The sequence below is a fragment of the Pseudomonas sp. 2995-1 genome, assembly GCF_002742505.1.
Lineage (GTDB): Bacteria > Pseudomonadota > Gammaproteobacteria > Pseudomonadales > Pseudomonadaceae > Aquipseudomonas > Aquipseudomonas sivasensis.
On record NZ_LJSA01000458.1, the window covers coordinates 45417 to 68092 of the forward strand.

Below are 22676 nucleotides of genomic sequence, written 5' to 3' on the forward strand. Positions count from 1 at the left end.
GCCATCTACCAGTTGATGATTCAGTGACTGATACACCGCTATCGGGGGCAAGCCCTCTCCCATCCTGACCGCATTCCGATCCTTGCTTCGCAATGGCCTTGATTATCATGAATACAGCACCCAAAAACCGCCTGGCCAACCCCGGCTGGTTCCTCGTCACGCCCTCGGTCGCCATGCTGTTGCTTTGGATGATCGTGCCCCTGGGCATGACCCTGTACTTTTCCCTGATCCGCTACAACCTGCTCTACCCCGGCGAAAACCAATTCGTGGGGCTGGAGAACTTCACCTACTTCATCACCGACTCGGGATTCTTGCCCGGTGCCTCCAACACCCTGTTGCTGGTAGGTAGCGTATTGCTGATCAGCGTGGTGTTCGGCGTGTTGATCAGCGCGCTGCTGGAAGCCAGTGAATTCTTCGGTCGCGGCCTGGTGCGGGTGTTGCTGATTTCTCCGTTCTTCATCATGCCCACCGTCGGTGCGCTGATCTGGAAGAACCTGATTTTTCACCCGGTGTCGGGAATCCTCGCTGCCGTGTGGAAGTTCTTTGGCGCAGAACCTGTTGACTGGCTGGCGCACTACCCGCTGCTGTCGATCATCATCATTGTGTCGTGGCAATGGCTGCCCTTCGCGATCCTGCTGCTGATGACCGCCATGCAGTCCCTCGACCAGGAACAAAAGGAAGCGGCACGTCTGGACGGTGCCGGCGCCATTGCGATTTTCTGGCACCTGACCCTGCCCCACCTGGCCCGCCCGATTGCCGTGGTGGTGATGATCGAAACGATCTTCCTGCTCTCGGTATTCGCCGAAATCTTCACCACCACCAACGGTGGCCCCGGCTACGCGTCGACCAACCTCGCCTACCTGATCTACAACCAGGCGCTGGTGCAATTCGACGTGGGCATGGCCTCGGCCGGCGGCTTGATTGCCGTGGTCATCGCCAATATCGCGGCGATCATCCTGGTGCGGATGATCGGCAAAAACCTGACTGACAAGCCTTGAGGGCCGCGCCATGACGCTTCAACAATCCCGCCGCCTGCAAAGCCTGTTGCTCGGCACGTTGGCCTGGGCCATCGCGATCCTGATTTTCTTCCCGATCTTCTGGATGGTGCTGACCAGCTTCAAGACCGAAATCGACGCGTTCGCCACGCCGCCGCAGTTCATCTTCACGCCGACGCTGGAGAACTACCTGCACATCAACGAGCGCAGCAACTACTTCAGCTATGCCTGGAACTCGGTGCTGATTTCCTTCAGCGCTACCGCCCTGTGCCTGCTGATCTCGGTGCCGGCGGCCTACTCCATGGCGTTCTACGAAACCAAGCGCACCAAGGGCACGCTGCTGTGGATGCTCTCCACCAAGATGCTGCCGCCGGTAGGCGTGCTGATGCCGATCTACCTGCTGGCCAAGAGTTTTGGCCTGCTGGATACGCGCATTGCGCTAATCATCATCTACACCCTGATCAATCTGCCGATCGTGGTCTGGATGGTTTACACCTACTTCAAAGACATCCCCAAAGACATCCTCGAAGCAGCACGCCTGGACGGCGCCACCCTCTGGCAGGAAATGGTCCGGGTACTGCTGCCGATCGCCAAGGGCGGCCTCGCTTCCACGGTGTTGCTGTCGCTGATCCTGTGTTGGAACGAGGCGTTCTGGTCGCTGAACCTGACCTCATCGAACGCGGCGCCGTTGACCGCGCTGATCGCCTCCTACTCCAGCCCCGAAGGTTTGTTCTGGGCCAAATTGTCGGCCGTCTCGACCCTCGCCTGTGCGCCGATCCTGATCTTTGGCTGGATCAGCCAGAAACAGCTGGTGCGCGGTTTGTCCTTCGGCGCAGTTAAATAATAATTTCTAGCGGAGGGCCCATCATGGCCAACCTCAAAATCAAGAATTTGCAAAAAGGCTTCGAAGGTTTCTCGATCATCAAAGGCATCGACCTGGAAGTGAACGACAAGGAGTTCGTGGTCTTCGTCGGCCCGTCGGGCTGCGGTAAGTCCACCCTGCTGCGCCTGATCGCCGGCCTGGAAGAAGTTACCGAAGGCACCATCGAACTCGATGGCCGCGACATCACCGAAGTGACCCCGGCCAAGCGCGACCTGGCGATGGTGTTCCAGACTTACGCGCTGTATCCGCATATGAGCGTGCGCAAAAACATGTCGTTTGCCCTGGACCTGGCCGGCGTCGACAAGAAGCTGGTGGAGAGCAAGGTCAACGAAGCGGCGCGCATCCTCGAACTGGGCCCGCTGCTGGAGCGCAAGCCCAAGCAACTCTCCGGTGGCCAGCGTCAGCGCGTAGCGATTGGCCGCGCCATTGTGCGCAACCCGAAGATCTTCCTGTTCGACGAACCGCTGTCCAACCTCGACGCCGCCCTGCGTGTGCAAATGCGCCTGGAGCTGGCGCGCCTGCATAAAGAACTGCAGGCGACCATGATCTACGTGACCCACGACCAGGTCGAGGCCATGACCCTGGCCGACAAGGTGGTGGTGCTCAACAGCGGCCGTATCGAGCAGGTGGGTTCGCCGCTGGAGCTGTATCACCAACCCGCGAACCTGTTTGTGGCGGGCTTTCTTGGCACGCCGAAAATGGGTTTCCTCAAGGGCAAGGTCACGCGTGTCGAGTCCCAGACCTGCGAAGTGCAACTGGACGCCGGCACCTTGATCAACCTGCCGCTCAGTGGTCCGACCTTGAGCGTCGGCAGCGCGGTCACCCTGGGCATTCGTCCGGAGCACTTGGAAATCGCGTCGCCTGGCCAAACCACCCTGACCGTCACCGCCGACGTCGGCGAACGCCTGGGCAGTGACACCTTCTGCCACGTCAACACCGCCAACGGCGAGCCGTTGACCATGCGCATCCGCGGCGACATGGCCAGCCAGTACGGTGAAACCCTGCACCTGCACCTGGACCCGGCGCACTGCCATCTGTTCGACACCGATGGCGTGGCCGTGGCCCGTCCACTGCGCGCTGCCGCCTGATTTCGCGAGTATTACGTTATGAAATTGAACACACAAAACCTCACGCAACTGGCTGAGCAGGTGAAAATCCCGGCCTACGCCATTGCCGACACCCGTCAGGGCATCGCTCATATCGGCGTCGGCGGCTTCCACCGCGCGCATCAGGCGTATTACACCGATGCGCTGATGAACACCGGTGAAGGCCTGGACTGGAGCATCTGCGGCGTCGGACTGCGGGCCGAGGACCGCAAGGCCCGCGACGACCTGGCCGGCCAGGACTACCTGTTCACCCTGTATGAACTGGGCGACACCGACGACACCGAAGTGCGCGTAATCGGTGCCATCAGCGACATGCTGCTGGCCGAAGACAGCGCCCAAGCCCTGATCGACAAGCTCGCCAGCCCTGAAATCCGCATCGTCTCGCTGACCATCACCGAGGGCGGTTACTGCATCGACGACAGCAACGGCGAGTTCATGGCCCACCTGCCGCAGATCCAGCACGACCTGGCGCACCCCATGGCGCCGAAAACCGTGTTCGGTTTTATCTGCGCGGCGCTGACCCAACGCCGCGCCGCCGGCATTCCCGCGTTCACCGTGATGTCCTGCGATAACCTGCCCCACAACGGCGCCGTCACGCGCAAGGCATTGCTGGCGTTTGCCGCCCTGCACAATGCCGAGTTGCATGACTGGATCGAAGCCAATGTGAGCTTCCCGAATGCCATGGTCGACCGCATCACTCCCATGACCAGCACCGCCCACCGCCTGCAATTGCACGATGAACACGGCATTGACGATGCCTGGCCAGTGGTGTGCGAACCCTTCGTGCAGTGGGTGCTGGAAGACAAATTCGTCAACGGCCGCCCGGCGTGGGAAAAGGTCGGGGTGCAGTTCACCGACGATGTGACGCCCTATGAAGAGATGAAGATCGGTTTGCTCAACGGCAGCCACCTGGCCCTGACCTACCTGGGGTTTCTCAAGGGTTATCGGTTTGTGCACGAGACCATGAACGACCCGCTGTTCGTAGCCTACATGCGTGCCTACATGGACCTCGACGTCACGCCAAACCTCGCGCCGGTACCGGGCATCGACCTGACCGACTACAAGCAGACGCTGGTGGATCGCTTCTCCAACCAGGCGATTGCCGACCAGTTGGAGCGCGTGTGTTCGGACGGCTCGTCGAAGTTTCCCAAGTTCACCGTGCCGACCATCAATCATCTGATTGCCGATGGGCGTGAAACAGAGCGCGCGGCGCTGGTCGTCGCAGCCTGGGCCTTGTATTTGAAGGGTGTGGATGAGAATGGGGTGAGCTACAAAATCCCCGATCCGCGGGCGGAATTCTGCCAGGGGTTGGTGACTGACGATGCGCTGATCAGCAAACGCCTACTGGGCGTAGAAGAGATTTTTGGCACGGCTATTCCCAACTCGCCGGCGTTTGTGGCAGCGTTCGAGCGGTGCTATGAGAGTCTGCGTGATAACGGCGTCACCACTACCCTGAAGCACCTCCTGAAGAAACCGGTTTAAATGTGAGAAGGGGCTTGCCCCCGATGAGGGTGTGTCAGTGAAATATCCTTCACTGACCCACGGCCATCGGGGGCAAGCCCCCTCCCACACTGGACCGGGTTGCCAATCCAAAAAAAATAACACTGCTGAGCACACCATCATGACCCAGCAAAACCTGTTCCTCGGCATCGACTGCGGCACCCAAGGCACCAAAGCCATCGTCCTCGACGCCTCCAGCGGCAAGGTGCTGGGCCTGGGCGCCGCCGCGCACACGTTGATCAGCGGCGCCAATGGCCGTCGCGAACAGCACACCCAGGAATGGCTGGACGCCTTTACCGAAGCCACCCACCGCGCCCTGCAACAGGCTGGCGTGGATGGCCAGGACATCCTTGGTATCGGGGTTTCCGGCCAGCAGCACGGGCTGGTGCTGCTGGATGACCAAGGCCAGGTCTTGCGCCCGGCCAAGCTGTGGTGCGACACCGAAACCGCGCCGGAGAACGACCGCCTGCTGCAACATCTGGGCGGCGAAAGCGGTTCACTCGAACGGCTGGGCGTGGCCATCGCACCGGGCTACACCGTGTCCAAGCTGCTATGGACGCGCGAACAACACCCGGACATCTTCAAACAAATCGCCCATATCCTGCTGCCCCACGACTACCTCAATTACTGGCTCACCGGCCGTGCCGTCGCAGAATACGGCGATGCGTCCGGCACCGGCTATTTCAACGTGCGCAGCCGTGACTGGGATGTGGCACTGCTCAAGCACATCGACCCCAGTGGTCGCCTGGAACAAGCCTTACCGCAACTGATCGAAGCCGATCAAACCGTGGGCAGCATCCTGCCTGCCATCGCCGAGCGACTGGGCATCAACCCCAACGCCATCGTCGCCAGCGGCGGCGGCGATAACATGATGGGCGCGATCGGCACCGGTAATATCGCGCCCGGCGTGATCACCATGAGCCTGGGCTCATCGGGTACCGTCTATGCGTTTTCGGACCAACCCAACGTCAGCCCCCAAGCGTCGGTCGCCACATTCTGCTCATCCAGCGGCGGCTGGTTGCCATTGATCTGCACGATGAACCTGACCAACGCCACAGGCGTGATACGCGAGCTGTTCGAACTCGACCTCAACGCGTTCAACAGCCTGGTCGAGCAAGCGCCGATTGGCGCCGACGGCGTCAGCATGCTGCCGTTCCTCAACGGCGAACGCGTACCCGCCCTGCCCCACGCCACTGGCAGCCTGCACGGCCTGACCATGACCAACCTGACACGCGCCAACCTGTGCCGCGCCGTGGTTGAAGGCACCACCTTCGGCCTGCGCTACGGGCTGGACCTGCTGCGCCAGACCGGCCTGCAAAGCCAGAGTATCCGCCTGATCGGCGGCGGCTCGAAAAGCCCCGTGTGGCGGCAGATGGTCGCCGATATCATGAACACCGAAGTGATCTGCACCGAACAAAGCGAAGCCGCCGCCCTCGGCGCGGCGATCCAGGCTGCGTGGAGCCAATCCGGCGAATCCCTGGCCAGCCTCTGCGAAAAATGCGTGAGCGTCGACCCGGCCAGCCGTACCCTGCCGGTGGCGGCCCATGTCAGCGCCTATCAACTGGCTTACGAACGCTATCAACAGCACGTGGCAACCCTTTAAGAGCGAACGACTATGTATCTGGTATGTGGTGAAGCGCTGTTCGATTTTTTCAGCGAGGAAGATGCCAGCGGGCAGGCCTCCAAGGTCAACTACAAGGCGATTGCGGGTGGCTCACCGTTCAACGTCGCGGTGGGCTTACGCCGCCTGGGCATCGAGGCCGGGTTGTTCGGCGGCCTGTCCACCGATTTCCTCGGCCGACGCTTATTGCAGGTGCTGAAAGATGAAGGCGTCAGCGAGCAGTTCCTGGTGGAATTCGCCGCGCCGACCACCCTGTCCATGGTCGCCGTGGGTGCCAATGGTTCACCGCAGTACAACTTCCGGGGTGAGGGCTGTGCGGACCGGCTGCTGCAAGCCGAGCATTTGCCGGTACTCGGTGATGACGTGCGTGGGCTGCATATCGGCTCGTTCTCCCTGGTGGTGCAACCGATTGGCGACACCCTGCTGGCCCTGGTACAGCGCGAAAGCGGCAAGCGCCTGATCAGCCTCGACCCCAACGTGCGCCTCAACCCGCAACCCGACATCCAGCTGTGGCGTGACCGCGTCGCCGAACTGGTCAAACATGCCGACCTGATCAAGGTCAGCGATGAAGACCTGCACCTGCTGTACCCCGACCAGTCGCCGGAAAGCGTGCTGCAAGGCTGGTTGCAACACCGTTGCCAGTTGGTGTTCCTGACCCGTGGCGGCGACGGCGCCAGTGTGTTCAGCCGCCAACATGGCACCTGGTCGCAACCTGCGGTCAAGGTGGTGATGGCCGACACCGTGGGCGCCGGCGATACCTTCCAGGCTGCGTTGATTGCCTGGCTGACCGAGCAGCAGTTGGATTCGGTCGACGGCCTGCAACAACTCACCCGCGCGCAGATTGACGCCATGCTCGGCTTCGCGATTCGCGCGGCGGCAATGACCTGCACCAAAACCGGCCCGGACCTGCCGTATCGTAAACAGTTGGGCTGAACACCCGGTTTCATGAAGGTTTTGTCAGCCAGGCCTCGATTAATCGATGGTTAATCCCGCAAGCCGACAGTGAAGTCGAACCCACTTGCGGAGCACCTTCATGAAACTACGTACTTTACTGTGTGGCGGCGCGCTGGCACTGGCAGCCGTCTCGGGCCTGGCACAGGCCGACAACCAGAAACCCGTGCCTTACCAATACGGCATGCCGTTGAACATCAAGCATGTGATCGCCATGAACGAAGCGCCGACCAATGACTGCAAAGTCATCGACGCCGATATCAAGTTCGTGGACAAGGCTGGGAAAGTCGAAGATGTGGGCTATCGGAAGCTGTCCGACGCGTGCAGCTTCCAGAATTGAGCGTTGCACTGTCACACAGCAAGCCCGCGTAGATAGGCGTATTCTTGCGGGCTTGTCCCAAGGCCGAAAGGAATCGCCATGCCGTTCAGTTTTCGTACCCTCGCCACCACAACCGCCCTGCTGTGCTTTGCCCTCGCACTGGTCTGGGGGTTACGCCCCGATCTGCTGCTCGGGATGTGGGGAGTGAATTCTTCAGACGCCACAGGCCTGGTCGCCCGCCGCAGCGCCGCGCTGTTCCTGGCCATCGGCATCATGTTTTATCGGGCCCGCCATGCGCCGCCTTCGGACACGCGTCGCGCCATGACCAGTGGCTTTGCCATCGGTTGCCTGGTGCTGGCTGTGCTGGGCTTGAGTGAGTGGTTCAATGGCAACGCCGGGCCGGGGATCTTCCTGGCCGTGGCGACCGAAACCGTATTGGGCCTGGCGTTTATCCAAGCCCACAGGACTTCGGTGGTTCACCCTCAGGCGTCTGCCTAGTAATAGACTCGACCTCCCGCTCTTTGCAGGGCGGGTGCATGGGTATTTTTCAGATCTTCACGCAACCCGGCGATCAGGTTGCAAATCGCTCGACTGCTGTCGAGTTTGTCCGTCTTGATGCCTTTGACCTCCAAATCTACCCGGTCACGGTCGCGATCGTCATAGATCTTGATCGTCAGCGAAGCATCTTCGGCTTTGGTGCATTCGCACCGTTTGGGCAGGAAACTTCCTTCAATAATGCTGCGAAGCTCTAATTCCGAAAGCATGGCCAACCTCTCCTTTTTTGAGACTGCCAACAGAGTCTTATGGGTGTGGCAGACGCCTGCCTGCCGCGTCTTGCCGACCTTGGAAGACATTTCAACTACCAGCCTACTCGGCAAAATACGCGTGCGTTGTAACCATTCCTCATAAGGAACGCGCAAGTTTATATAACTTAAACAGGTCCACGCCCGTAGTGTTTATAACATCGTCGAACAGCCACGATTAAACGTTTAACCCTGCACTTCGTGTGCGTATGCCGTCACTCTTTCAGCAACATGTCGCAAACTATCAAAGTTAATATTCGCCCCGGAATTCACCGCCACCAGTGTCTGCCCATGCACACCTCGTTGCGCCACGTACTTGCGAATGCCCGCCACCGCCAACGCGCCAGAGGGTTCGGTGATGGAACGGGTGTCGTCGTAGATCAGCTTGATGGCGCTGCACAGTTCGTCATTGCTCACGGTGATGACTTCGTCCACCCACTCCCGGCAGATTTCAAAACCGTAGGCGCCGATCTGCGCTACGGCGGTACCGTCGGCAAACCCGTCGACGCTCGGCAACACCACCCGCTCACCGGCGCGCAGGGCGGCCAGCAGGCAACTGGAGCCTTCGGGCTCGACACCGACGATGCGCACCTCAGGCCGCAGGTATTTGACGTAGGCCGCGATACCTGCGATCAGACCGCCGCCACCCACCGGCACGAAGATGGCGTCCAACGGGCCCTGTTGCTGGCGCAGGATTTCCATGGCCACGGTGCCCTGGCCGGCGATCACGTCCGGATCATCGAAGGGCGAAACGAACGTGCATCCGGATGTCTCGGCCAGTTGCAGCGCATGGGCCAGGGCAAACGGGAAGCTCTCCCCGTGCAACACCGCTTCGGCGCCTCGGGAGCGCACGCCCAACACCTTCAACTCGGGCGTGCTGCACGGCATGACGATCCGCGCCTTGATCCCCAACTCCTTCGCCGCCAGTGCCACGCCTTGCGCATGGTTCCCCGCCGATGCGGTCACCACACCGCGCGCCTTTTGCTCGGCGGTGAGCTGCACCAGCTTGTTGTAGGCGCCGCGAATCTTGAAGGAAAAGGTCGGTTGCAGGTCTTCGCGCTTGAGCAGCACCTGGTTACCCAGCAGCGCCGACAATGCCGGCGCGGCTTGCAGGGGCGTACGCAACGCCAGGTCATAGACCGGCGCGGCGAGGATCTTTTTTACATAGTGTTCAAGCAATGCCGTATCAGCGGTGTGGGGGACGGGGCACGTGCTCATGGGTGTCTCCTGGTTTTCAAGGGCCCTGGAGACGGAAAAACAAAACCCGCCTCTAAGGCGGGTTTGGGTGCAGCCGTGTGCTATCCCGCCAAATGAGGAATGGCGGTAATAATGCTTGGCTGGCTGCGGAAGGTTTGAAATGTCATGTCACGAAATTAACCGGGCGTCACCGGGCAAGTCAATGGCCAAGCGCCATTTAGCGTTTGGGGGTTTACGATAGACATACGAAACATATACGCTTTGTATATCAACTTTTAAACAGTGAACCCCATGGGCATCGTCAAAATCACCGACCAACTGCATGAACAACTCCGCCTGGCCAGCGCGGCCATGGACCGCTCCATCAACGCCCAGGCCGAGTTCTGGATCAAGATCGGCCTGCTCGCCGAACTCAACCCCAACCTGCCGTACAACGAGCTGATCAACAAACTGTTGCTGGACAAGCCCGACCTGATCCGGGGGCGCAGCTGATGATCAAGACTGCCGCTCAACTGGCTGTGATGCGCGAATCCGGGCGCCTGCTGGCTCAAGTGTTCGACATGCTCGACGGGTTTGTCGCCGCCGGCCGTTCCACCCTGGAGCTGGACGCCGCCGTCGAAGCCTTCATTCGTAACGACCTTAAAGCCCGCCCCGCCAGCCTCGGGCAATACGACTACCCCTTCTCCATCAACACCTCAATCAACGAAGTGGTGTGCCATGGCATGCCCAGCGCCAAGGAGATCCTCAAGGACGGCGACATCATCAACATCGACATCACCCTGGAAAAAGGTGGCTTTATCGCCGACTCCAGCAAGATGTACATGATTGGCAACGTCGCCCCCAAGGCGCGGCGCCTGGTGGAAATGACCTTTGAGGCGATGTGGGCCGGGATCCGCCAGGTCAAACCCGGCGCACGCCTGGGTGATATCGGCCATGCAATCCAGAGCCACGCCCAGGCCAACGGCTACAGCGTGGTGCGTGAATACTGCGGCCACGGCATCGGCAAGCAGATGCATGAAGAACCGCAAATCCTGCACTTCGGCCGACCCGGCACCGGGCTGGAACTGCGCGAAGGCATGGTGTTTACCATCGAACCGATGCTCAACCAGGGCAGTTCCAAGGTGCGCAGCCTGAAAGATGGCTGGACGGTGGTGACCAAGGACAACAGCCTGTCGGCGCAGTGGGAGCACACGGTGGCGGTGACGGCGGATGGCTTTGAAGTGCTGACCTTGCAAACACAGCCAGGCGAATAAACGGTGGTGAGCGGGCTTGTCGAAGAAGTACTCCCTCGCCCCCCTTACATCGTCGCGCCCGCCATCCGTTTGAGCGCCAGTACCATCAAGCCGGCGCCCAACCCCATCGCTGCCAGGAACAATGGGTACGACACCCACCACGGTGTACCCGCGGTCATCATGCTGAACTCCGACATACCGCCAATGCTGGCGATCAGGTTGAGCGGCAAGAACACCACGTTGATCAGCGTCAGCTTGCGCAACAGGTTGTTCATGCTGTTGTTCATCAGGTTGCCGCGCGCATCGATCAGCCCGGAAAACACGTTGGAATAGATCTCCGCCTGTTTGTAGCACTGGTGGTTCTCGATGATCAGGTCATCGATAAGGCCGAGAATTTCAGCACTGAAGTGCTCCTTTTCCCCATGGTTACGCAGCCGCGACAGCACGGCGCCGTTGCTGTGCAGCGCGTTGATGTAATAGATCAGGCTTTCGCTGAGGCTGAACATCTGCATCAGGTGATGGTTGCTCATGGACGCGTTGAACTGCTGCTGCAACTCCCGTGCAACCAGCTTGATCACCTTGAGGTGGCCCAGGTAGTGGTGGATGTTGTTGAGCAACAGGTCGAGCAATACGTCCAGCGGCGTGTGCAACGGCCGGCGCTGGCCCAGGCCACTCAGTGGGGTTTCATCGGTGGCGATCACCAGCAGGCGGCCGGGTGAAAACAGCAGGCCGCACGACGCCACTTCGAACACCAGGTTGCCACCACCGGAATAATTCTCCGGGCGCTTCCAGATCAGGAACAGGTTGTCGGGATGAAACTCGATGCGTGAGACTTCGTCCGGGTCGAGCGCCGACGCCAACGCGTGCTCGTCGAGCTTGTGGTGATCGCGCAGCCACTCGCGCTCGGCCAGGTCGGGGTTGTTGAACAACAGGATAGGGGCCGCATCGCTATCCCCGCTGCGCAGCTTTCCATCGGTCAGTTCAAAGCGCTGAATCATCGCGCGTCACCAGACCTGGCCCTGGCGTTTCAGCTCCAGGCGCCGCACAAACTCTTCCAGCACCAGGCTGTACAGGTCGTCCTGCAAGTAGGCATCTTCGATGCCCGCATCGAGGTTGGGGTTGTCGTTGACCTCGATCACCACCACCTTGTCGCCGGACTGCTTGAGGTCCACACCGTAAAGGCCATCGCCGATCAGGTTGGCGGTCTTCACCGCCAGTTCCACCACCGCCTTGGGCGCTTCATGGACGGCCAGGGTGCGGCATTCGCCGTTGATGGCCTGGCCGATGGCCTTGTGGTTATAGATCTGCCAATGGCCCTTGGACATGAAGTACTGGCAAGCGAAGATCGGTTTGCGGTTGAGTACGCCGATGCGCCAGTCGTACTCGGTGTAGAAGAATTCCTGGGCCAACAGCAGCACCGAATGCTCGAACAACTCGGCGGTGGCCTTGAGCAAGGCTTCCTGGCTTTCGACCTTGATCACGCCACGGGAGAAACACCCGTCGGGAATCTTCAACACCAGCGGAAACCCGAGGCGCTCGCCGACCCGTTCGAAATCTTCCGGTCGCTCCTTGTAGAGAATCTCGGTGGCGGGCATGCCCAGCTGATGGCTGTTGAGCAAGTCGGTGAGGTAGACCTTGTTGGTGCAGCGCAGGATCGACGCGGGGTCGTCCATCACCACCAGGCCTTCGCTTTCGGCTTTTTTGGCAAAGCGGTAGGTATGGTTGTCAACGCTGGTGGTCTCGCGGATCAGCAAGGCGTCGTATTCGGCCAGCCGCGCGTAGTCCTTGCGCTCGATCAGCTCCACATCGATGCCCAGGCCCTTGCCCACGCGGATGAAGTTCTCCAGGGCACGGGCGTTGGAGGGTGGCAGCTGCTCCTGTGGATCGTGCAGGATTGCCAGGTCGTAACGGGCCAGGCGCCGCGAACGGGGTTGGCGCCAGATCTTGCGGCTGAAGTTATCAAGGGCATGGGCGAACTGATCTTCCTGATCGTCACGCAACTTGTGCAATACGCCGGATTTCACCCCTTCGATATGCCAACCGTTATTCTTTCTGAATTCAACCAAGAGGATCGGACACGGGAATGTTTCAAACAACTGGCGGGCCAATTCCTGCAACGGTTCTATATTGGTCCTGCCGAAGTAAAGTGTCAGGGTAAACCCTTCGGTATTACTGTAGAGGTGATGACTCAAGGCTTTATCAAGGGTTTTATCCAGGTCATCCAGCGCCAGGCCGTACAGCGACTTCTTAGTCAGTTCGCTGATGGTACGCACCGAGGGAATCACCTTGTGTCCGCGCGCTTCGGCCAGCAACGAGCAGTAGTAGCCGTGCCCCAGGTACTTGTAGCTGCGGCACAGGTTGATCACCTGCACACGCTTGCCAGTCTCGTTTTGCCGTGTTTGCTCAAGGTATTCCTGGGCGGTGATGATGTCTTCGCTGGGAAAGTAGGAGGCCCAATCTTCCTTGCGCTCAACAATAATCACCACTTGACTGTTACTTCGAGGCGACGCAGAAAAAAAGCCCTTCGAAGTTATTGTCGCCGCGACAATTTGCTCGGATACTTCACGCCAATGACCTTGTACCGCCGACATAATATTTGATCCGCTTTAGAGAACTCGACCTTTTCTATTAAGCACGATCTTTTAGGGAAGTCCCGTTTCGTTACGCAACTTTTACGGCGGTTATATGGCTCTTTTCTCTCGCGTTGCATTACCCGGTGATGTACCGGCATTGGTCGCATTGGAACAACAGTGTTTCACCAGTGACCGGCTCTCATCGCGCAGTTTTCACTGGATGATCAGCCGCGCCCACGGCCAGTTGCTGGTAGCGGAACAGGACGGGCAGTTGCTCGGTTATGCGCTAGTGCTGTTTCGTCGTGGCAGCGCGTTCGCGCGCTTGTATTCCATCGCCATTGCCGCCCACGCACGCGGCCTCGGGCTGGGCAGGCAGTTGCTCAGCCATGTCGAGGCCTGCGGGGTGACGCACGGGTGCGCGCACCTGCGCCTGGAGGTGCGCACCGACAACCCCGGCGCCCTTGCGCTGTATGAGCGCAATGGCTACCGGCGCTTCGCCCAGGTCAACGACTACTACGCAGACCACACCCCGGCCCTGCGCCTGGAAAAAACCTTGGTCAGGCCACCTGCTTGATCCCGGCCTTGGCTTCCAGCTCGCGCACCAGCGGCAGTACGCGTTTGCCGAAGTACTCCACTTCTTCCTGGAAGTGCAGGAAGCCCGCCAGCACCAGGTCCACGCCTACGGCCTTGAGTGCAACGATGCGCTCGGCAATTTGCTGCGGGGTGCCGATCAGGTTGGTCTTGAAGCCATCATTGTACTGCACCAGGTCTTCAAAGCTGGACTTGGCCCAGTTGCCCTCGCCTTCGGGTGACGCCTTGCCTGCTTGCTTGGCCGCGTCGCCAAAGGCATTCACGGCTTCCGGGTCGGCCTTGTCGATGATCTCTGCGAGCACGGCGCGGGCTTCTTCCTCGGTGTCGCGGGCGATGATGAATGCATTCACGCCGACTTTGACCGAGTGGTTATTTGCGGCAGCCTTGGTGCGAATGTCATCGACCTGGGCCTTGATGCCTTCCGGGGTGTTGCCGTTGGTGAAATACCAATCCGACACCCGCGCCGCCATGTCCCGCGCGGCCCGTGAACTGCCGCCCTGGAACACTTCCGGCTGGCCCAGCGGCTTGGGTTTGAGGGTGTAGTTGTTGAAACGGTAGAAGTCGCCCTTGAAGGTAAAGTCGTCCTGGGTCCAGATGCCTTTGAGGGCGCGGATAAATTCCTCGGAACGGCGATAGCGCTCGTCGTGTTCCAGCCAGTGTTCGCCGATGGCCTGGAACTCGCCCTTGAACCAGCCACTGACGATGTTCACCGCAATGCGGCCGTTGGTGAGTTGGTCGATGGTCGCCAGTTGCTTGGCCGCCAGCGCCGGCTGCCAAGGGCCGGGAAGGATCGCGGCGATGACCTTGAGCTTGGTGGTCGCCGCCAGCAGCGCATGGCTGAACGCCACGGATTCATGCTGGTTCTCGGCGCCGTAGCCAGCGGTGAAGCGGATCTGGGTCAGGCCGTATTCAAAGCCGGCTTCTTCGGCCAATTGCGCCAATTTACGGTTGTAGTCGATGCCCCAGTGGGTGCGTTGTTCGATCTTACTGACCACCAGCCCACCGCTGACGTTGGGCACCCAATAGGCAAATTTCACGGCTTGCTGACTCATCGAACGGTACCTCGTGCAAAAGGGATGTATCGAGGCTTGAGCAGCAAGCGTGCCAGTCAGTGGCAAAGGCCCATGCCATGGGCGTTGCGCCCAAAAAAACGCCCCCGGCGGGCGTGCACGCACATGTCATGGATCACGCCGGTTTGTCGGAATGCTGTTGCTGGAGCAACAGTAATCAACGCAAATGCCCCGTAAACATTGGGCCACGAACCCGGCACGGACTGTGCAATCCCCCTTGCATTGACCACTGCCCCGGAGCCTTGCCCATGACCGAACATCACGTCATTAACCCGCTGTCCATCGGCGTCGATTACCCCACCTTGGCCGCGCGCTTCCGGCCGATCTTCCAGCGCATCGCCGACGGTGCGGTGCAGCGCGAACTCAGCCGTACCCTGCCCCATGAGCCGATCCAATGGCTCAAGGAGGCCGGTTTCGGCGCGGTGCGCGTACCGGTGGAATATGGCGGTGGCGGCGCTTCGCTGCCGCAACTGTTCGAACTGCTGATCGAACTGGCCGAAGCCGACTCCAACGTACCCCAGGCCCTGCGCGGGCATTTCGCCTTTGCAGAGGACCGCCTGAACGCGCCGCCGAGTGCCGGCCGGGACCTGTGGTTCAAGCGGTTTGTCGACGGCGATATCGTCGGCTGCGCCTGGACTGAAATCGGCAACGTGGCCATCGGTGATGTGGTCACCCAGGTCAGTCCCGACGGCGATAAGTGGAAGCTCAACGGTGAAAAGTTCTACAGCACCGGCAGCATTTTCTCTGACTGGATCGATGTGTACGCCCAACGCAGCGACACCGGCGGCGATGTGATCGCTGCGACCCGCGCACGCCAGCCTGGCGTGGTGCACAGCGACGATTGGGACGGCTTTGGCCAGCGCACCACCGGCAGCGGCACCTCGCGCTTTACCGATGCTGAAGTCGAGGCGGATAACGTCATCGACTTTGCCACCCGTTTCAAATACCAGACCGCGTTCTACCAACTTGTCCTGCTGGCCAGCCTCGCCGGTATCGGCCGTGCGGCGTTGCGCGATGTGGCCCACCAGGTGCGCAGCCGCAAGCGCATCTACAGCCACGGCAATGCCCAGCATGTGAGCCAGGATGCACAGATTCAACAGGTGGTGGGCGAAGTCGCGGCGCTGGTGTATGCCGCTGAGGCCAGCGCGTTAAGGGCGACATTGCCAGCGCAACGGGCTTACGTGGCGCGGTTTGGCGGGGATGACGCCGTGGAGCGCGAAGCCAACGTCGCCGCCGAAATTGAATCGGCCACGGCGCAGGTGGTGGTATCGGAGTTGATCCAGCGGGCTACCAGCGAGTTGTTCAACGCACTGGGGGCTTCGGATGTGCGCCAGGGGAAAGCCCTTGATCGGCATTGGCGCAATGCGCGGACTGTGTCGTCCCACAACCCGGTGATCTACAAGGCGCGGATCGTGGGGGACTGGGTGATCAATGGCACCGAGCCGCCGTTTGTGTGGCAGATCGGCAATGGTCCGGCGAAAGCCTGAGGCTGAGCGGGGTCAAAACTGTGGGAGGGGGCTTGCCCCCGATGGCAGTGGGTCAGTCACTGTATTCAAAAACTGACCCACCGCTATCGGGGGCAAGCCCCCTCCCACATTGGATACTGCGCACGCCTCAGAAGGCCAGTTTGTAACCAACCGCCATTAACATGATCGCCAGGCACGGGCGAAGCACGCCGTCCGGGATCTTGCCGGTCATGTGGCTGCCGAAGTAAATGCCCGGCAGCGATCCCATCAGCAGAAAGCCCAGAAGGTGCCAGTCCATATTGCCCATGCCGGCATGGCCCAGTCCGGCCACGAGGGTCAGGGGAACCGCGTGGGCGATCTCGGTGCCGACCAGGCGGCGCGTGGCGAGGAACGGATAGAGGATAAACAACGCGACCGTGCCCAGGGCGCCGGCGCCGATTGAAGTCAGGGCGACCATGGTGCCGAGGATGGCGCCGGTGACAACGGTCAAGCCGTTCAGGTTGCGCGGGTTCATGTGGTAGCTGTCGCCCGCGTGACGCTGGGCGAAGGCCAGCAGGCGTTGCTTGAACAGGATCGCCAGGGCCGTCAACAGCAACACGACGCCGAGGGCTTGCTTGATGACCGCGTTCATCGCCGTAGGATCGGTATGCAAGGTGGCGAGAAACCACAGGGTCAGCAGCACCGCAGGCACACTGCCCAGGGTCAACCAGCCGGTGATGGTCCAATCGATGTTCTTGTTCTTGCTGTGTACCAGCACGCCACCGGACTTGGTGATGGCCGCGTACAACAGGTCAGTGCCCACAGCCGTGGCCGGGTTGATGCCGAACCACAACAGGATCGGGGTCATCAACGAGCCCCCGCCGACACCGGTCATGCCCACGATAAAACCTACGATCAGGCCGGCAATTACGAAACCAAAGTTACCCACTTCCATTACAGCTACCCGCGGCCTTATAAATTTCTGGCGGCAGGATAGCGATTTTTCTTATAACGACTTATACCAATATGATCTGACTTTAGATCTTTTTCGCTTAATGCAATTTTTTTTGCCGATCACTGCATCCAGTTGGCGTGCCCATGGGTAGTCCTTGCAGCAACCCTGCTGTTTCATCTAATGGAGAAACACCCATGAACGCTAAAGCCCTGCTCTGCCTCACCGGTTTGCTCGTTGCCAGCCCCGCCGCCTTTGCCCAGGCCGGTTTGCCGGACAGCATTAAAGTGCCGGACGGCCACAAGGTGGCGATGGAAACCACCGGTGTCGGCGAAATCACCTACGAGTGCCGCGACAAAGCCAACGCCGCTGGCCAGACCGAATGGACTTTCGTCGGCCCCAAGGCGGTGCTCAATGATCGCAGCGGCAAGCAGGTCGGCACCTACTTCGGCCCACCTGCCACTTGGCAAGCCAAGGACGGTTCGAAAATCACCGGCACCCAGCTGGCCGTGGCGCCATCGAGCCCGGGCAACTTGCCATATCAACTGGTCAAGGCCAACCCGGCCGAAGGCAAGGGCGCGATGAGCGGCGTGAGTTACATCCAACGGGTCGCCCTTAAAGGCGGTGTAGCGCCGAGCACTGAATGCACGGTCGCCAACAAGGGCAAACAGGAAGTGGTGAAGTACCAGGCCGACTACATCTTCTGGGCGGCCAACTGATCAAACTGCGCTACGCTGCCTGTGGCGAGCATGCTCGCCACAGGGGTTCAGCCATTTGAGGGATGTGCGTGTTTGATTACGAAGCCTGTCTGCTGGCCTGTGCCCGTGGCGACCAACGCGCCTTGCGCCGACTGTATGAGCAGGACAGCAGCCATTTGCTCGGCGTAGCCCTGCGTATCGTGCGTGACCGGGCGCTGGCCGAAGATATCGTGCATGACGCGTTTAGCAAGATCTGGCGCGGCGCCGGCAGTTTCGACCCCAGCCGTGGTTCGGCGCGGGGTTGGGTGTTCAGCGTGACCCGACACTTGGCGCTCAACGTGGTGCGCAACCAGTACCGTGAGGTGCCGCTGGACGACGAACACGAGCACGTCACCGCGCCCACCGACACCTTTGAGTTTTCCGCGCGTTCCGGGCAGATCCACACCTGCCTGGAGCAGCTCGATCCGGCCCGCCGCACGTGCATCCTGCATGCGTATGTCGACGGCTATTCCCATAGCGAAATTGCTTCGAGGTTGGACACCCCCCTGGGGACCGTCAAAGCCTGGATCAAACGTAGCCTCGCCGCGCTGCGGGAGTGCATGGCATGAACAACCCCTTGGACGAACTGGCCAGCGAATACGTGCTGGGCACCCTGCCCGCCGAGCAACGGGCCGACGTGGAACAACGCCTGCCCCACGATGCCGAGTTACGCGCGGCGGTGGATGCCTGGGAGCAGCGACTGCTGCCCCTGACCGCGTTGGCCGAGCCGGTGTTGCCCTCGGCGCAGTTATGGCGGCGCATCGAACGTAACACCGCAAACCCGGACGCCCACGTACCGTGGTGGAACCTGCTGGCCTTGTGGCGCGGCCTGGCCGGTGCCGGGCTGGCGGCAAGCGTGGTGCTGGGGACGTTATTACTGACCCGCCCGCCTATCGCGGACCCCGCCTTTGTGGTGGTGCTGGTGGCCCCCCAAAGCCAGGCGCCCGGCTGGGTGATCCAGGCCAGCAACAATCAGCAGATTCAGTTGATCCCGTTGGGCGTGATGGAAGTCCCAGCGGACAAGGCGCTGCAGTTCTGGACCAAGGGTGATGGCTGGCAAGCTCCCGTGTCCCTGGGGCTGGTCAAGCCGGGGCAAACCCTGTCGCTGCCGCTGGACAGGCTGCCGCCGCTGTCGCCTAACCAATTGTTCGAACTGACCCTGGAAGACCCGAGCGGCTCGCCGACCGGCAAACCCACCGGGCCGATCCAGGCCATCGGCCGCGCGGTCAAGGTGCTCTGATCAACCGAGGCTGGGCAGCCACACGCGAAACCGCGCACCACCCAACGGCGACGCCTGGGCGGTCAACGTCCCGCCCTGGGCTTCCAGGGCGCGGCGGCTGATCGCAAGACCCAGGCCGAAGCCGCCGGTGCTGCGGTCGCGGCTGCGGTCGAGGCGATAGAACGGTTCGAAGATACGTTCACGCTGGTCCAGCGGGATGCCGATGCCATCGTCATCCACCCAGATTTCACAGCCCTTGGGACACACCTTGACCCCCACCTGGATGCGCTTGTCGCAGTAACGCGTGGCGTTGCGCAGCAGGTTCTGCAAGGCACGGGCGGTGAGGCGCGGGTCGAGGCTAAAGCGTTCTACAGCGCAATCAAGCACAACATCGATGACGATCTCGGGGTTTTCCAGCTCGTCGTCGACGCTGCCCAACACGCTGTCGATAAACTCATCGAGCACCACCTCGACCCGCTCCGGCAATTGCGCCGGGTTTTGCAGGCGGCTGTAGGAGAGCAACTCCAGCACCAATTCATCCAGCTCACGAATATGCGCCACCAGGCCGTGCAGACGTTCGCGACTGGCCTCGGGTAAGTCTTCGGACAGCGCAAGGGCCAGGCCGAAATCCAGGCGCGTCAACGGCGTGCGCAGTTCATGGGAGACGGCGTTGAGCAGGTCTCGCTGTTGGTTGAGCAGGTGTTCGATGTCGTCGGCCATGGTGTCGAACACTGCCGCCAGGCTGCCGATGTTGGAGCTGGGCGGAATACGGGTGCGCTCGGCCAGGTTGCCCTTGCCGAGTTGAGCGGCGGTGCTTTTCAGGCGTTCCAGATCACGCCAGTGCGGGCGCAGCCAGAACAGCAGGCAGGCGAGCAACGCCGCGCCGATCAGCACATTCATCGACCAGTACAGCAGGTTCATGTCCAGCGGGTCTGGCGGGATGGTCAGCTTGACCACGAACTGCTGGTTGAGCGGCGAGCTGATCTCTTCCATCCAACCCCATTCTCCCAGGCGAATCACCGGCTTGCCCTGCTCCAGCAGCTTGGCTTCTTGCGGGGTATAGCTGGCATCCTGACGTAGCAGCAGTTGCACTTTGAGCGGCGCAAAGTCGCGGCCCAGTTGCTCGGTGACCTGGGACCAACGCTCCACCGGCGCACGCAGGTATTGCTTGACGATGAGGGTTTGCTGGCCACGGGACTGCTCAATGTTGTAATCCAGGTAACGGTGTTCGAACAGCTGAATGACCAGTTTGGGAATCAGGTAGATCGCCGCACTGTAGGTGACGATGGTGATCAGGTAGAGGCGCAGCAGTACACGAAACATGGCTCAGCATTCCCACTCGGAACGGCTGAACAAATAGCCCTTGCCCCACACGGTCTTGATCTTGCGCGCCTCGCCGGCATGGTCGTCGAACTTGCGGCGCAGCTTGGAGATGGCCACGTCTACCGAGCGATCGGTGCCGTTGAACTCGATCCCGCGCAGGCGTTGCAGGATCTGGTCGCGGCTGAGCACTTCACCGGCATGCCGCGCCAACACCACCAGCAGGTTGTATTCGCCGCTGGACAGCTCCACCGGCTGCTCACGCCACACCACGGTGCGCTCCGACAGGTCGATGCACAGGTTGCCCATGTGGATCTGATCGTTGGCCACCTGGGGCTCCGACAAACTGCTGCGCCGCAGCAAGGTACGCACGCGGGCCAATAGCACGCGCGGCTCGCAGGGTTTGGTCACATAGTCGTCGGCGCCCATTTCCAGACCCAACACCTGGTCGTGGCTGTCGTCGCGAGCGGTGAGCATCAGGATCGGCAGCCCTGCCGAATCGGCGCGCAGCAGGCGGCACACTTGCAGGCCGTCGAGCCCCGGCAGCATGAGGTCGAGGATCACCAAGTCCGGCGGATTGAGGCGTGCGCGTTCCCGTACGTGGTCGCCACGGCTGAGCACACTGACGTGATAACCATTGCGCTCCAGGTAGCTGGCAATCAGCTCCGAGAGTGCGGCGTCGTCTTCCACCAGGAGGATGTTGGGCATGAAGGTGTTTCCAAAAAATACAGTGATAGGTCGTACACAAATCCAATGTGGGAGGAGGCTTGCCTCCGTTGGCGGTGCTTCAGATGCAGAGTCGTTGACTGATTCACCGCCACCGGGGGCAAGCCCCCTCCCACATTGGATCGTCAGTTTTTGCAAGGTTGTGCAAGGATATACGCCCTCGGCGCCCCGCGCGCCGCACCTTACATTTCTTCACAGACCACCTACACAGCTTCACAGCACCGCGGCGCAGGTGAACTTAGGATGCGCCAGTCACTATTGGGATAAGAGCATGTCGAAGAATCTGTTTGCGCCGTTTTGCCTGTTGGCCCTGACGCTGGCCCTGAGTGCCTGTGACAAATCAGCCGCCGAAGCGCCGGAAATGCCCCTGGCCAAAGTGCGCATCGAAACCCTTGAGGCCAAGCCCCTGTCCATCACCAGCGAGCTGAGCGGACGCATCGCCGCGCCGCGTGTTGCCGAAGTGCGCGCGCGGGTGGCTGGCGTGGTGATGCAGCGGGTATTCAAGGAAGGCCACGACGTCAAACAGGGCGACGTGCTGTTTCGTATCGACCCGGCCCCGTTCAAGGCCGATCTGGACAGCGCCCAGGCCAACCTGAGCAAGGCCCAAGCCAACGCGTTCCAGGCGCGCCTGCAAGAGCAGCGCTACAGCCAATTGGTGGAAGGCAACGCCATCAGCGGCCAGGACTACGACAACGCCCGCGCCAACCTGCGCCAGACCAACGCCGAAGTCGCCGCCAATAAAGCCGCCGTCGAACGCGCCAAGTTGAACCTGGGATATGCCACTGTGACGGCCCCAATTTCCGGGCGTATCGGCCGGGCGCTGGTGACCGAAGGCGCACTGGTCGGCCAGAACGAGGCCACGCCCCTGGCGATCATCCAGCAACTGGACCCGATTCACGCTGACCTCACTCAATCCACCCGCGAACTGAACGACCTGCGCCGCGCCTTTCGCGCCGGCAGCTTGAAGCAGGTCGGTCAGGACCAGGCCAAGGCCACGCTGATCCAGGACGACGGCAGCCTGTATCCGCTGCCGGGCAAATTGCTCTTCGCCGACATCAGCGTCGACCCCGGCACCGGGCAGATCATTCTGCGCAGCGAGTTCCCCAACCCGGACCTCGACCTATTGCCCGGCAGCTTCGTGCGAGTGCGCCTGGAGCAAGCGGTCGACAAACAAGGCATCAGCGTGCCGCAACGCGCTATCAGCCGTGACAGTGCTGGTATCCCGATGGTGCTGCTGGTGGATGCCGAGCAAACCGTCAGCCAGCAACCGGTGCAATTGGGTGCGGTGATCGACGATCGCTGGATCGTCAGCAGCGGCCTCAAGCCCGGTGATCGCATCGTCGTCGAAGGCCTGCAACACGCGCGCCCCGGTGAAAAAGTCCAGGTAGACGACAGCCCGACGCCACTCGCTCAGGCTTCCGGCCAATAAGGATTAT

General features: G+C 61.0%; 23 protein-coding genes and 1 pseudogene. 16 read left to right on the forward strand and 8 right to left on the reverse strand.

What is annotated here, in order from left to right; genetic code table 11:
* Positions 1–107 precede the first annotated feature (107 nt).
* The 8 genes from AOA61_RS24100 (at position 108) to AOA61_RS24135 (ending at position 7873) form a co-directional block, all read left to right on the forward strand.
* Positions 108–998, forward strand: coding sequence for a carbohydrate ABC transporter permease (locus AOA61_RS24100; RefSeq protein WP_050442832.1), 891 nt, complete (start codon positions 108–110; stop codon positions 996–998).
* A gap of 10 nt (positions 999–1008) precedes the next feature.
* Complete coding sequence (locus AOA61_RS24105; RefSeq protein ID WP_032886872.1) at positions 1009–1839, forward strand: carbohydrate ABC transporter permease; 831 nt, start codon at positions 1009–1011, stop codon at positions 1837–1839.
* A 23-nt stretch (positions 1840–1862) separates the two neighbouring features.
* The gene (locus AOA61_RS24110; RefSeq protein ID WP_095185869.1) at positions 1863–2966 is read left to right on the forward strand and encodes an ABC transporter ATP-binding protein; all 1104 of its coding nucleotides are present in this window, start codon (positions 1863–1865) and stop codon (positions 2964–2966) included.
* Positions 2967–2984: 18 nt separating this feature from the next.
* Positions 2985–4466, forward strand: coding sequence for a mannitol dehydrogenase family protein (locus tag AOA61_RS24115; protein WP_099602878.1), 1482 nt, complete (start codon positions 2985–2987; stop codon positions 4464–4466).
* A 139-nt stretch (positions 4467–4605) separates the two neighbouring features.
* The gene (xylB, locus tag AOA61_RS24120; protein WP_099602879.1) at positions 4606–6087 is read left to right on the forward strand and encodes a xylulokinase; all 1482 of its coding nucleotides are present in this window, start codon (positions 4606–4608) and stop codon (positions 6085–6087) included.
* A 12-nt stretch (positions 6088–6099) separates the two neighbouring features.
* A complete protein-coding gene (locus AOA61_RS24125) occupies positions 6100–7038 on the forward strand; it encodes a carbohydrate kinase (protein ID WP_095185871.1) in 939 nt (312 codons plus the stop codon).
* Positions 7039–7138: 100 nt separating this feature from the next.
* Positions 7139–7396, forward strand: a complete 258-nt coding sequence (locus AOA61_RS24130) for a DUF2790 domain-containing protein (protein WP_095185872.1) — start codon at positions 7139–7141, stop codon at positions 7394–7396.
* Positions 7397–7474: 78 nt separating this feature from the next.
* Positions 7475–7873 (forward strand): hypothetical protein, encoded by a 399-nt coding sequence (locus AOA61_RS24135; RefSeq protein WP_099602880.1) that lies wholly within the window; start codon positions 7475–7477, stop codon positions 7871–7873.
* Here AOA61_RS24135 and AOA61_RS24140 read toward each other — a convergent pair.
* The gene (locus AOA61_RS24140) at positions 7870–8139 is read right to left on the reverse strand and encodes a DUF1652 domain-containing protein (protein WP_099602881.1); all 270 of its coding nucleotides are present in this window, start codon (positions 8137–8139) and stop codon (positions 7870–7872) included. The two genes, AOA61_RS24135 and AOA61_RS24140, sit on opposite strands and share 4 nt — an antisense overlap.
* A gap of 225 nt (positions 8140–8364) precedes the next feature.
* Positions 8365–9396, reverse strand: coding sequence for a threonine ammonia-lyase, biosynthetic (ilvA, locus tag AOA61_RS24145; RefSeq protein ID WP_081797707.1), 1032 nt, complete (start codon positions 9394–9396; stop codon positions 8365–8367).
* Between the two features lie 270 nt (positions 9397–9666).
* Here ilvA and AOA61_RS24150 point away from each other — a divergent pair, with 270 nt between their 5' ends.
* Together AOA61_RS24150 and map are read left to right on the forward strand one after the other, a co-directional pair.
* A complete protein-coding gene (locus AOA61_RS24150; protein ID WP_025855286.1) occupies positions 9667–9867 on the forward strand; it encodes a ParD-like family protein in 201 nt (66 codons plus the stop codon).
* The gene (gene map / locus AOA61_RS24155) at positions 9867–10628 is read left to right on the forward strand and encodes a type I methionyl aminopeptidase (RefSeq protein ID WP_099602882.1); all 762 of its coding nucleotides are present in this window, start codon (positions 9867–9869) and stop codon (positions 10626–10628) included. Before AOA61_RS24150 ends, map begins: the two co-directional genes overlap by 1 nt.
* 44 nt (positions 10629–10672) lie before the next feature.
* On the opposite strand, the gene AOA61_RS24160 is transcribed toward map, so the two are convergent.
* Positions 10673–11605: a magnesium transporter CorA family protein gene (locus AOA61_RS24160; RefSeq protein WP_099602883.1), complete on the reverse strand. Its 933-nt coding sequence runs from the start codon at positions 11603–11605 to the stop codon at positions 10673–10675.
* A gap of 6 nt (positions 11606–11611) precedes the next feature.
* Positions 11612–13198: a RimK family protein gene (locus AOA61_RS24165; RefSeq protein WP_099602884.1), complete on the reverse strand. Its 1587-nt coding sequence runs from the start codon at positions 13196–13198 to the stop codon at positions 11612–11614.
* A 94-nt stretch (positions 13199–13292) separates the two neighbouring features.
* On the opposite strand from AOA61_RS24165, the pseudogene AOA61_RS24170 reads away from it, so the two are divergent.
* A pseudogene (locus AOA61_RS24170) lies at positions 13293–13742 on the forward strand (GNAT family N-acetyltransferase); the annotation flags it as partial.
* Here the strand turns inward: AOA61_RS24170 and sfnG are convergent.
* Positions 13738–14823 carry a dimethylsulfone monooxygenase SfnG gene (sfnG, locus tag AOA61_RS24175; protein WP_032886892.1) on the reverse strand — a complete coding sequence of 362 codons (1086 nt, stop codon included), beginning with the start codon at positions 14821–14823 and terminating at the stop codon, positions 13738–13740. The pseudogene AOA61_RS24170 and the gene sfnG overlap by 5 nt on opposite strands.
* A 266-nt stretch (positions 14824–15089) precedes the next feature.
* Here sfnG and AOA61_RS24180 point away from each other — a divergent pair, with 266 nt between their 5' ends.
* On the forward strand, positions 15090–16328 hold the full coding sequence (locus tag AOA61_RS24180; RefSeq protein ID WP_099602885.1) for an acyl-CoA dehydrogenase family protein: 1239 nt from the start codon (positions 15090–15092) through the stop codon (positions 16326–16328).
* A gap of 127 nt (positions 16329–16455) precedes the next feature.
* Here the strand turns inward: AOA61_RS24180 and AOA61_RS24185 are convergent, their stop codons facing one another.
* Positions 16456–17241: a sulfite exporter TauE/SafE family protein gene (locus AOA61_RS24185; RefSeq protein ID WP_032886896.1), complete on the reverse strand. Its 786-nt coding sequence runs from the start codon at positions 17239–17241 to the stop codon at positions 16456–16458.
* 194 nt (positions 17242–17435) lie between these two features.
* Between AOA61_RS24185 and AOA61_RS24190 the strand changes: the two genes are divergently transcribed.
* The 3 genes from AOA61_RS24190 to AOA61_RS24200 all read left to right on the forward strand — a co-directional run bounded on the left by AOA61_RS24190 (position 17436) and on the right by AOA61_RS24200 (position 19215).
* The gene (locus AOA61_RS24190; RefSeq protein ID WP_032886898.1) at positions 17436–17957 is read left to right on the forward strand and encodes a DUF3455 domain-containing protein; all 522 of its coding nucleotides are present in this window, start codon (positions 17436–17438) and stop codon (positions 17955–17957) included.
* Positions 17958–18019: 62 nt separating this feature from the next.
* Positions 18020–18544: a sigma-70 family RNA polymerase sigma factor gene (locus tag AOA61_RS24195; RefSeq protein WP_099602886.1), complete on the forward strand. Its 525-nt coding sequence runs from the start codon at positions 18020–18022 to the stop codon at positions 18542–18544.
* The gene (locus AOA61_RS24200; protein ID WP_099602887.1) at positions 18541–19215 is read left to right on the forward strand and encodes an anti-sigma factor; all 675 of its coding nucleotides are present in this window, start codon (positions 18541–18543) and stop codon (positions 19213–19215) included. Before AOA61_RS24195 ends, AOA61_RS24200 begins: the two co-directional genes overlap by 4 nt.
* On the opposite strand, the gene AOA61_RS24205 is transcribed toward AOA61_RS24200, so the two are convergent.
* A complete protein-coding gene (locus AOA61_RS24205; protein ID WP_032886902.1) occupies positions 19216–20517 on the reverse strand; it encodes an ATP-binding protein in 1302 nt (433 codons plus the stop codon).
* Between the two features lie 3 nt (positions 20518–20520).
* On the reverse strand, positions 20521–21222 hold the full coding sequence (locus tag AOA61_RS24210; protein WP_032886904.1) for a response regulator transcription factor: 702 nt from the start codon (positions 21220–21222) through the stop codon (positions 20521–20523).
* A gap of 289 nt (positions 21223–21511) precedes the next feature.
* Between AOA61_RS24210 and AOA61_RS24215 the strand changes: the two genes are divergently transcribed.
* On the forward strand, positions 21512–22669 hold the full coding sequence (locus AOA61_RS24215) for an efflux RND transporter periplasmic adaptor subunit (protein ID WP_099602888.1): 1158 nt from the start codon (positions 21512–21514) through the stop codon (positions 22667–22669).
* Positions 22670–22676 lie beyond the last annotated feature (7 nt).

Bases quoted from the DNA above. Each gene is read 5' to 3' on its own strand.
- AOA61_RS24100 (WP_050442832.1), top strand. From the start codon at position 108: ATGAATACAGCACCCAAAAACCGCCTGGCCAACCCCGGCTGGTTCCTC.
- AOA61_RS24105 (WP_032886872.1), top strand. From the start codon at position 1,009: ATGACGCTTCAACAATCCCGCCGCCTGCAAAGCCTGTTGCTCGGCACG.
- AOA61_RS24110 (WP_095185869.1), top strand. From the start codon at position 1,863: ATGGCCAACCTCAAAATCAAGAATTTGCAAAAAGGCTTCGAAGGTTTC.
- AOA61_RS24115 (WP_099602878.1), top strand. From the start codon at position 2,985: ATGAAATTGAACACACAAAACCTCACGCAACTGGCTGAGCAGGTGAAA.
- xylB (WP_099602879.1), top strand. From the start codon at position 4,606: ATGACCCAGCAAAACCTGTTCCTCGGCATCGACTGCGGCACCCAAGGC.
- AOA61_RS24125 (WP_095185871.1), top strand. From the start codon at position 6,100: ATGTATCTGGTATGTGGTGAAGCGCTGTTCGATTTTTTCAGCGAGGAA.
- AOA61_RS24130 (WP_095185872.1), top strand. From the start codon at position 7,139: ATGAAACTACGTACTTTACTGTGTGGCGGCGCGCTGGCACTGGCAGCC.
- AOA61_RS24135 (WP_099602880.1), top strand. From the start codon at position 7,475: ATGCCGTTCAGTTTTCGTACCCTCGCCACCACAACCGCCCTGCTGTGC.
- AOA61_RS24140 (WP_099602881.1), bottom strand. From the start codon at position 8,139: ATGCTTTCGGAATTAGAGCTTCGCAGCATTATTGAAGGAAGTTTCCTG.
- ilvA (WP_081797707.1), bottom strand. From the start codon at position 9,396: ATGAGCACGTGCCCCGTCCCCCACACCGCTGATACGGCATTGCTTGAA.
- AOA61_RS24150 (WP_025855286.1), top strand. From the start codon at position 9,667: ATGGGCATCGTCAAAATCACCGACCAACTGCATGAACAACTCCGCCTG.
- map (WP_099602882.1), top strand. From the start codon at position 9,867: ATGATCAAGACTGCCGCTCAACTGGCTGTGATGCGCGAATCCGGGCGC.
- AOA61_RS24160 (WP_099602883.1), bottom strand. From the start codon at position 11,605: ATGATTCAGCGCTTTGAACTGACCGATGGAAAGCTGCGCAGCGGGGAT.
- AOA61_RS24165 (WP_099602884.1), bottom strand. From the start codon at position 13,198: ATGTCGGCGGTACAAGGTCATTGGCGTGAAGTATCCGAGCAAATTGTC.
- sfnG (WP_032886892.1), bottom strand. From the start codon at position 14,823: ATGAGTCAGCAAGCCGTGAAATTTGCCTATTGGGTGCCCAACGTCAGC.
- AOA61_RS24180 (WP_099602885.1), top strand. From the start codon at position 15,090: ATGACCGAACATCACGTCATTAACCCGCTGTCCATCGGCGTCGATTAC.
- AOA61_RS24185 (WP_032886896.1), bottom strand. From the start codon at position 17,241: ATGGAAGTGGGTAACTTTGGTTTCGTAATTGCCGGCCTGATCGTAGGT.
- AOA61_RS24190 (WP_032886898.1), top strand. From the start codon at position 17,436: ATGAACGCTAAAGCCCTGCTCTGCCTCACCGGTTTGCTCGTTGCCAGC.
- AOA61_RS24195 (WP_099602886.1), top strand. From the start codon at position 18,020: ATGTGCGTGTTTGATTACGAAGCCTGTCTGCTGGCCTGTGCCCGTGGC.
- AOA61_RS24200 (WP_099602887.1), top strand. From the start codon at position 18,541: ATGAACAACCCCTTGGACGAACTGGCCAGCGAATACGTGCTGGGCACC.
- AOA61_RS24205 (WP_032886902.1), bottom strand. From the start codon at position 20,517: ATGTTTCGTGTACTGCTGCGCCTCTACCTGATCACCATCGTCACCTAC.
- AOA61_RS24210 (WP_032886904.1), bottom strand. From the start codon at position 21,222: ATGCCCAACATCCTCCTGGTGGAAGACGACGCCGCACTCTCGGAGCTG.
- AOA61_RS24215 (WP_099602888.1), top strand. From the start codon at position 21,512: ATGTCGAAGAATCTGTTTGCGCCGTTTTGCCTGTTGGCCCTGACGCTG.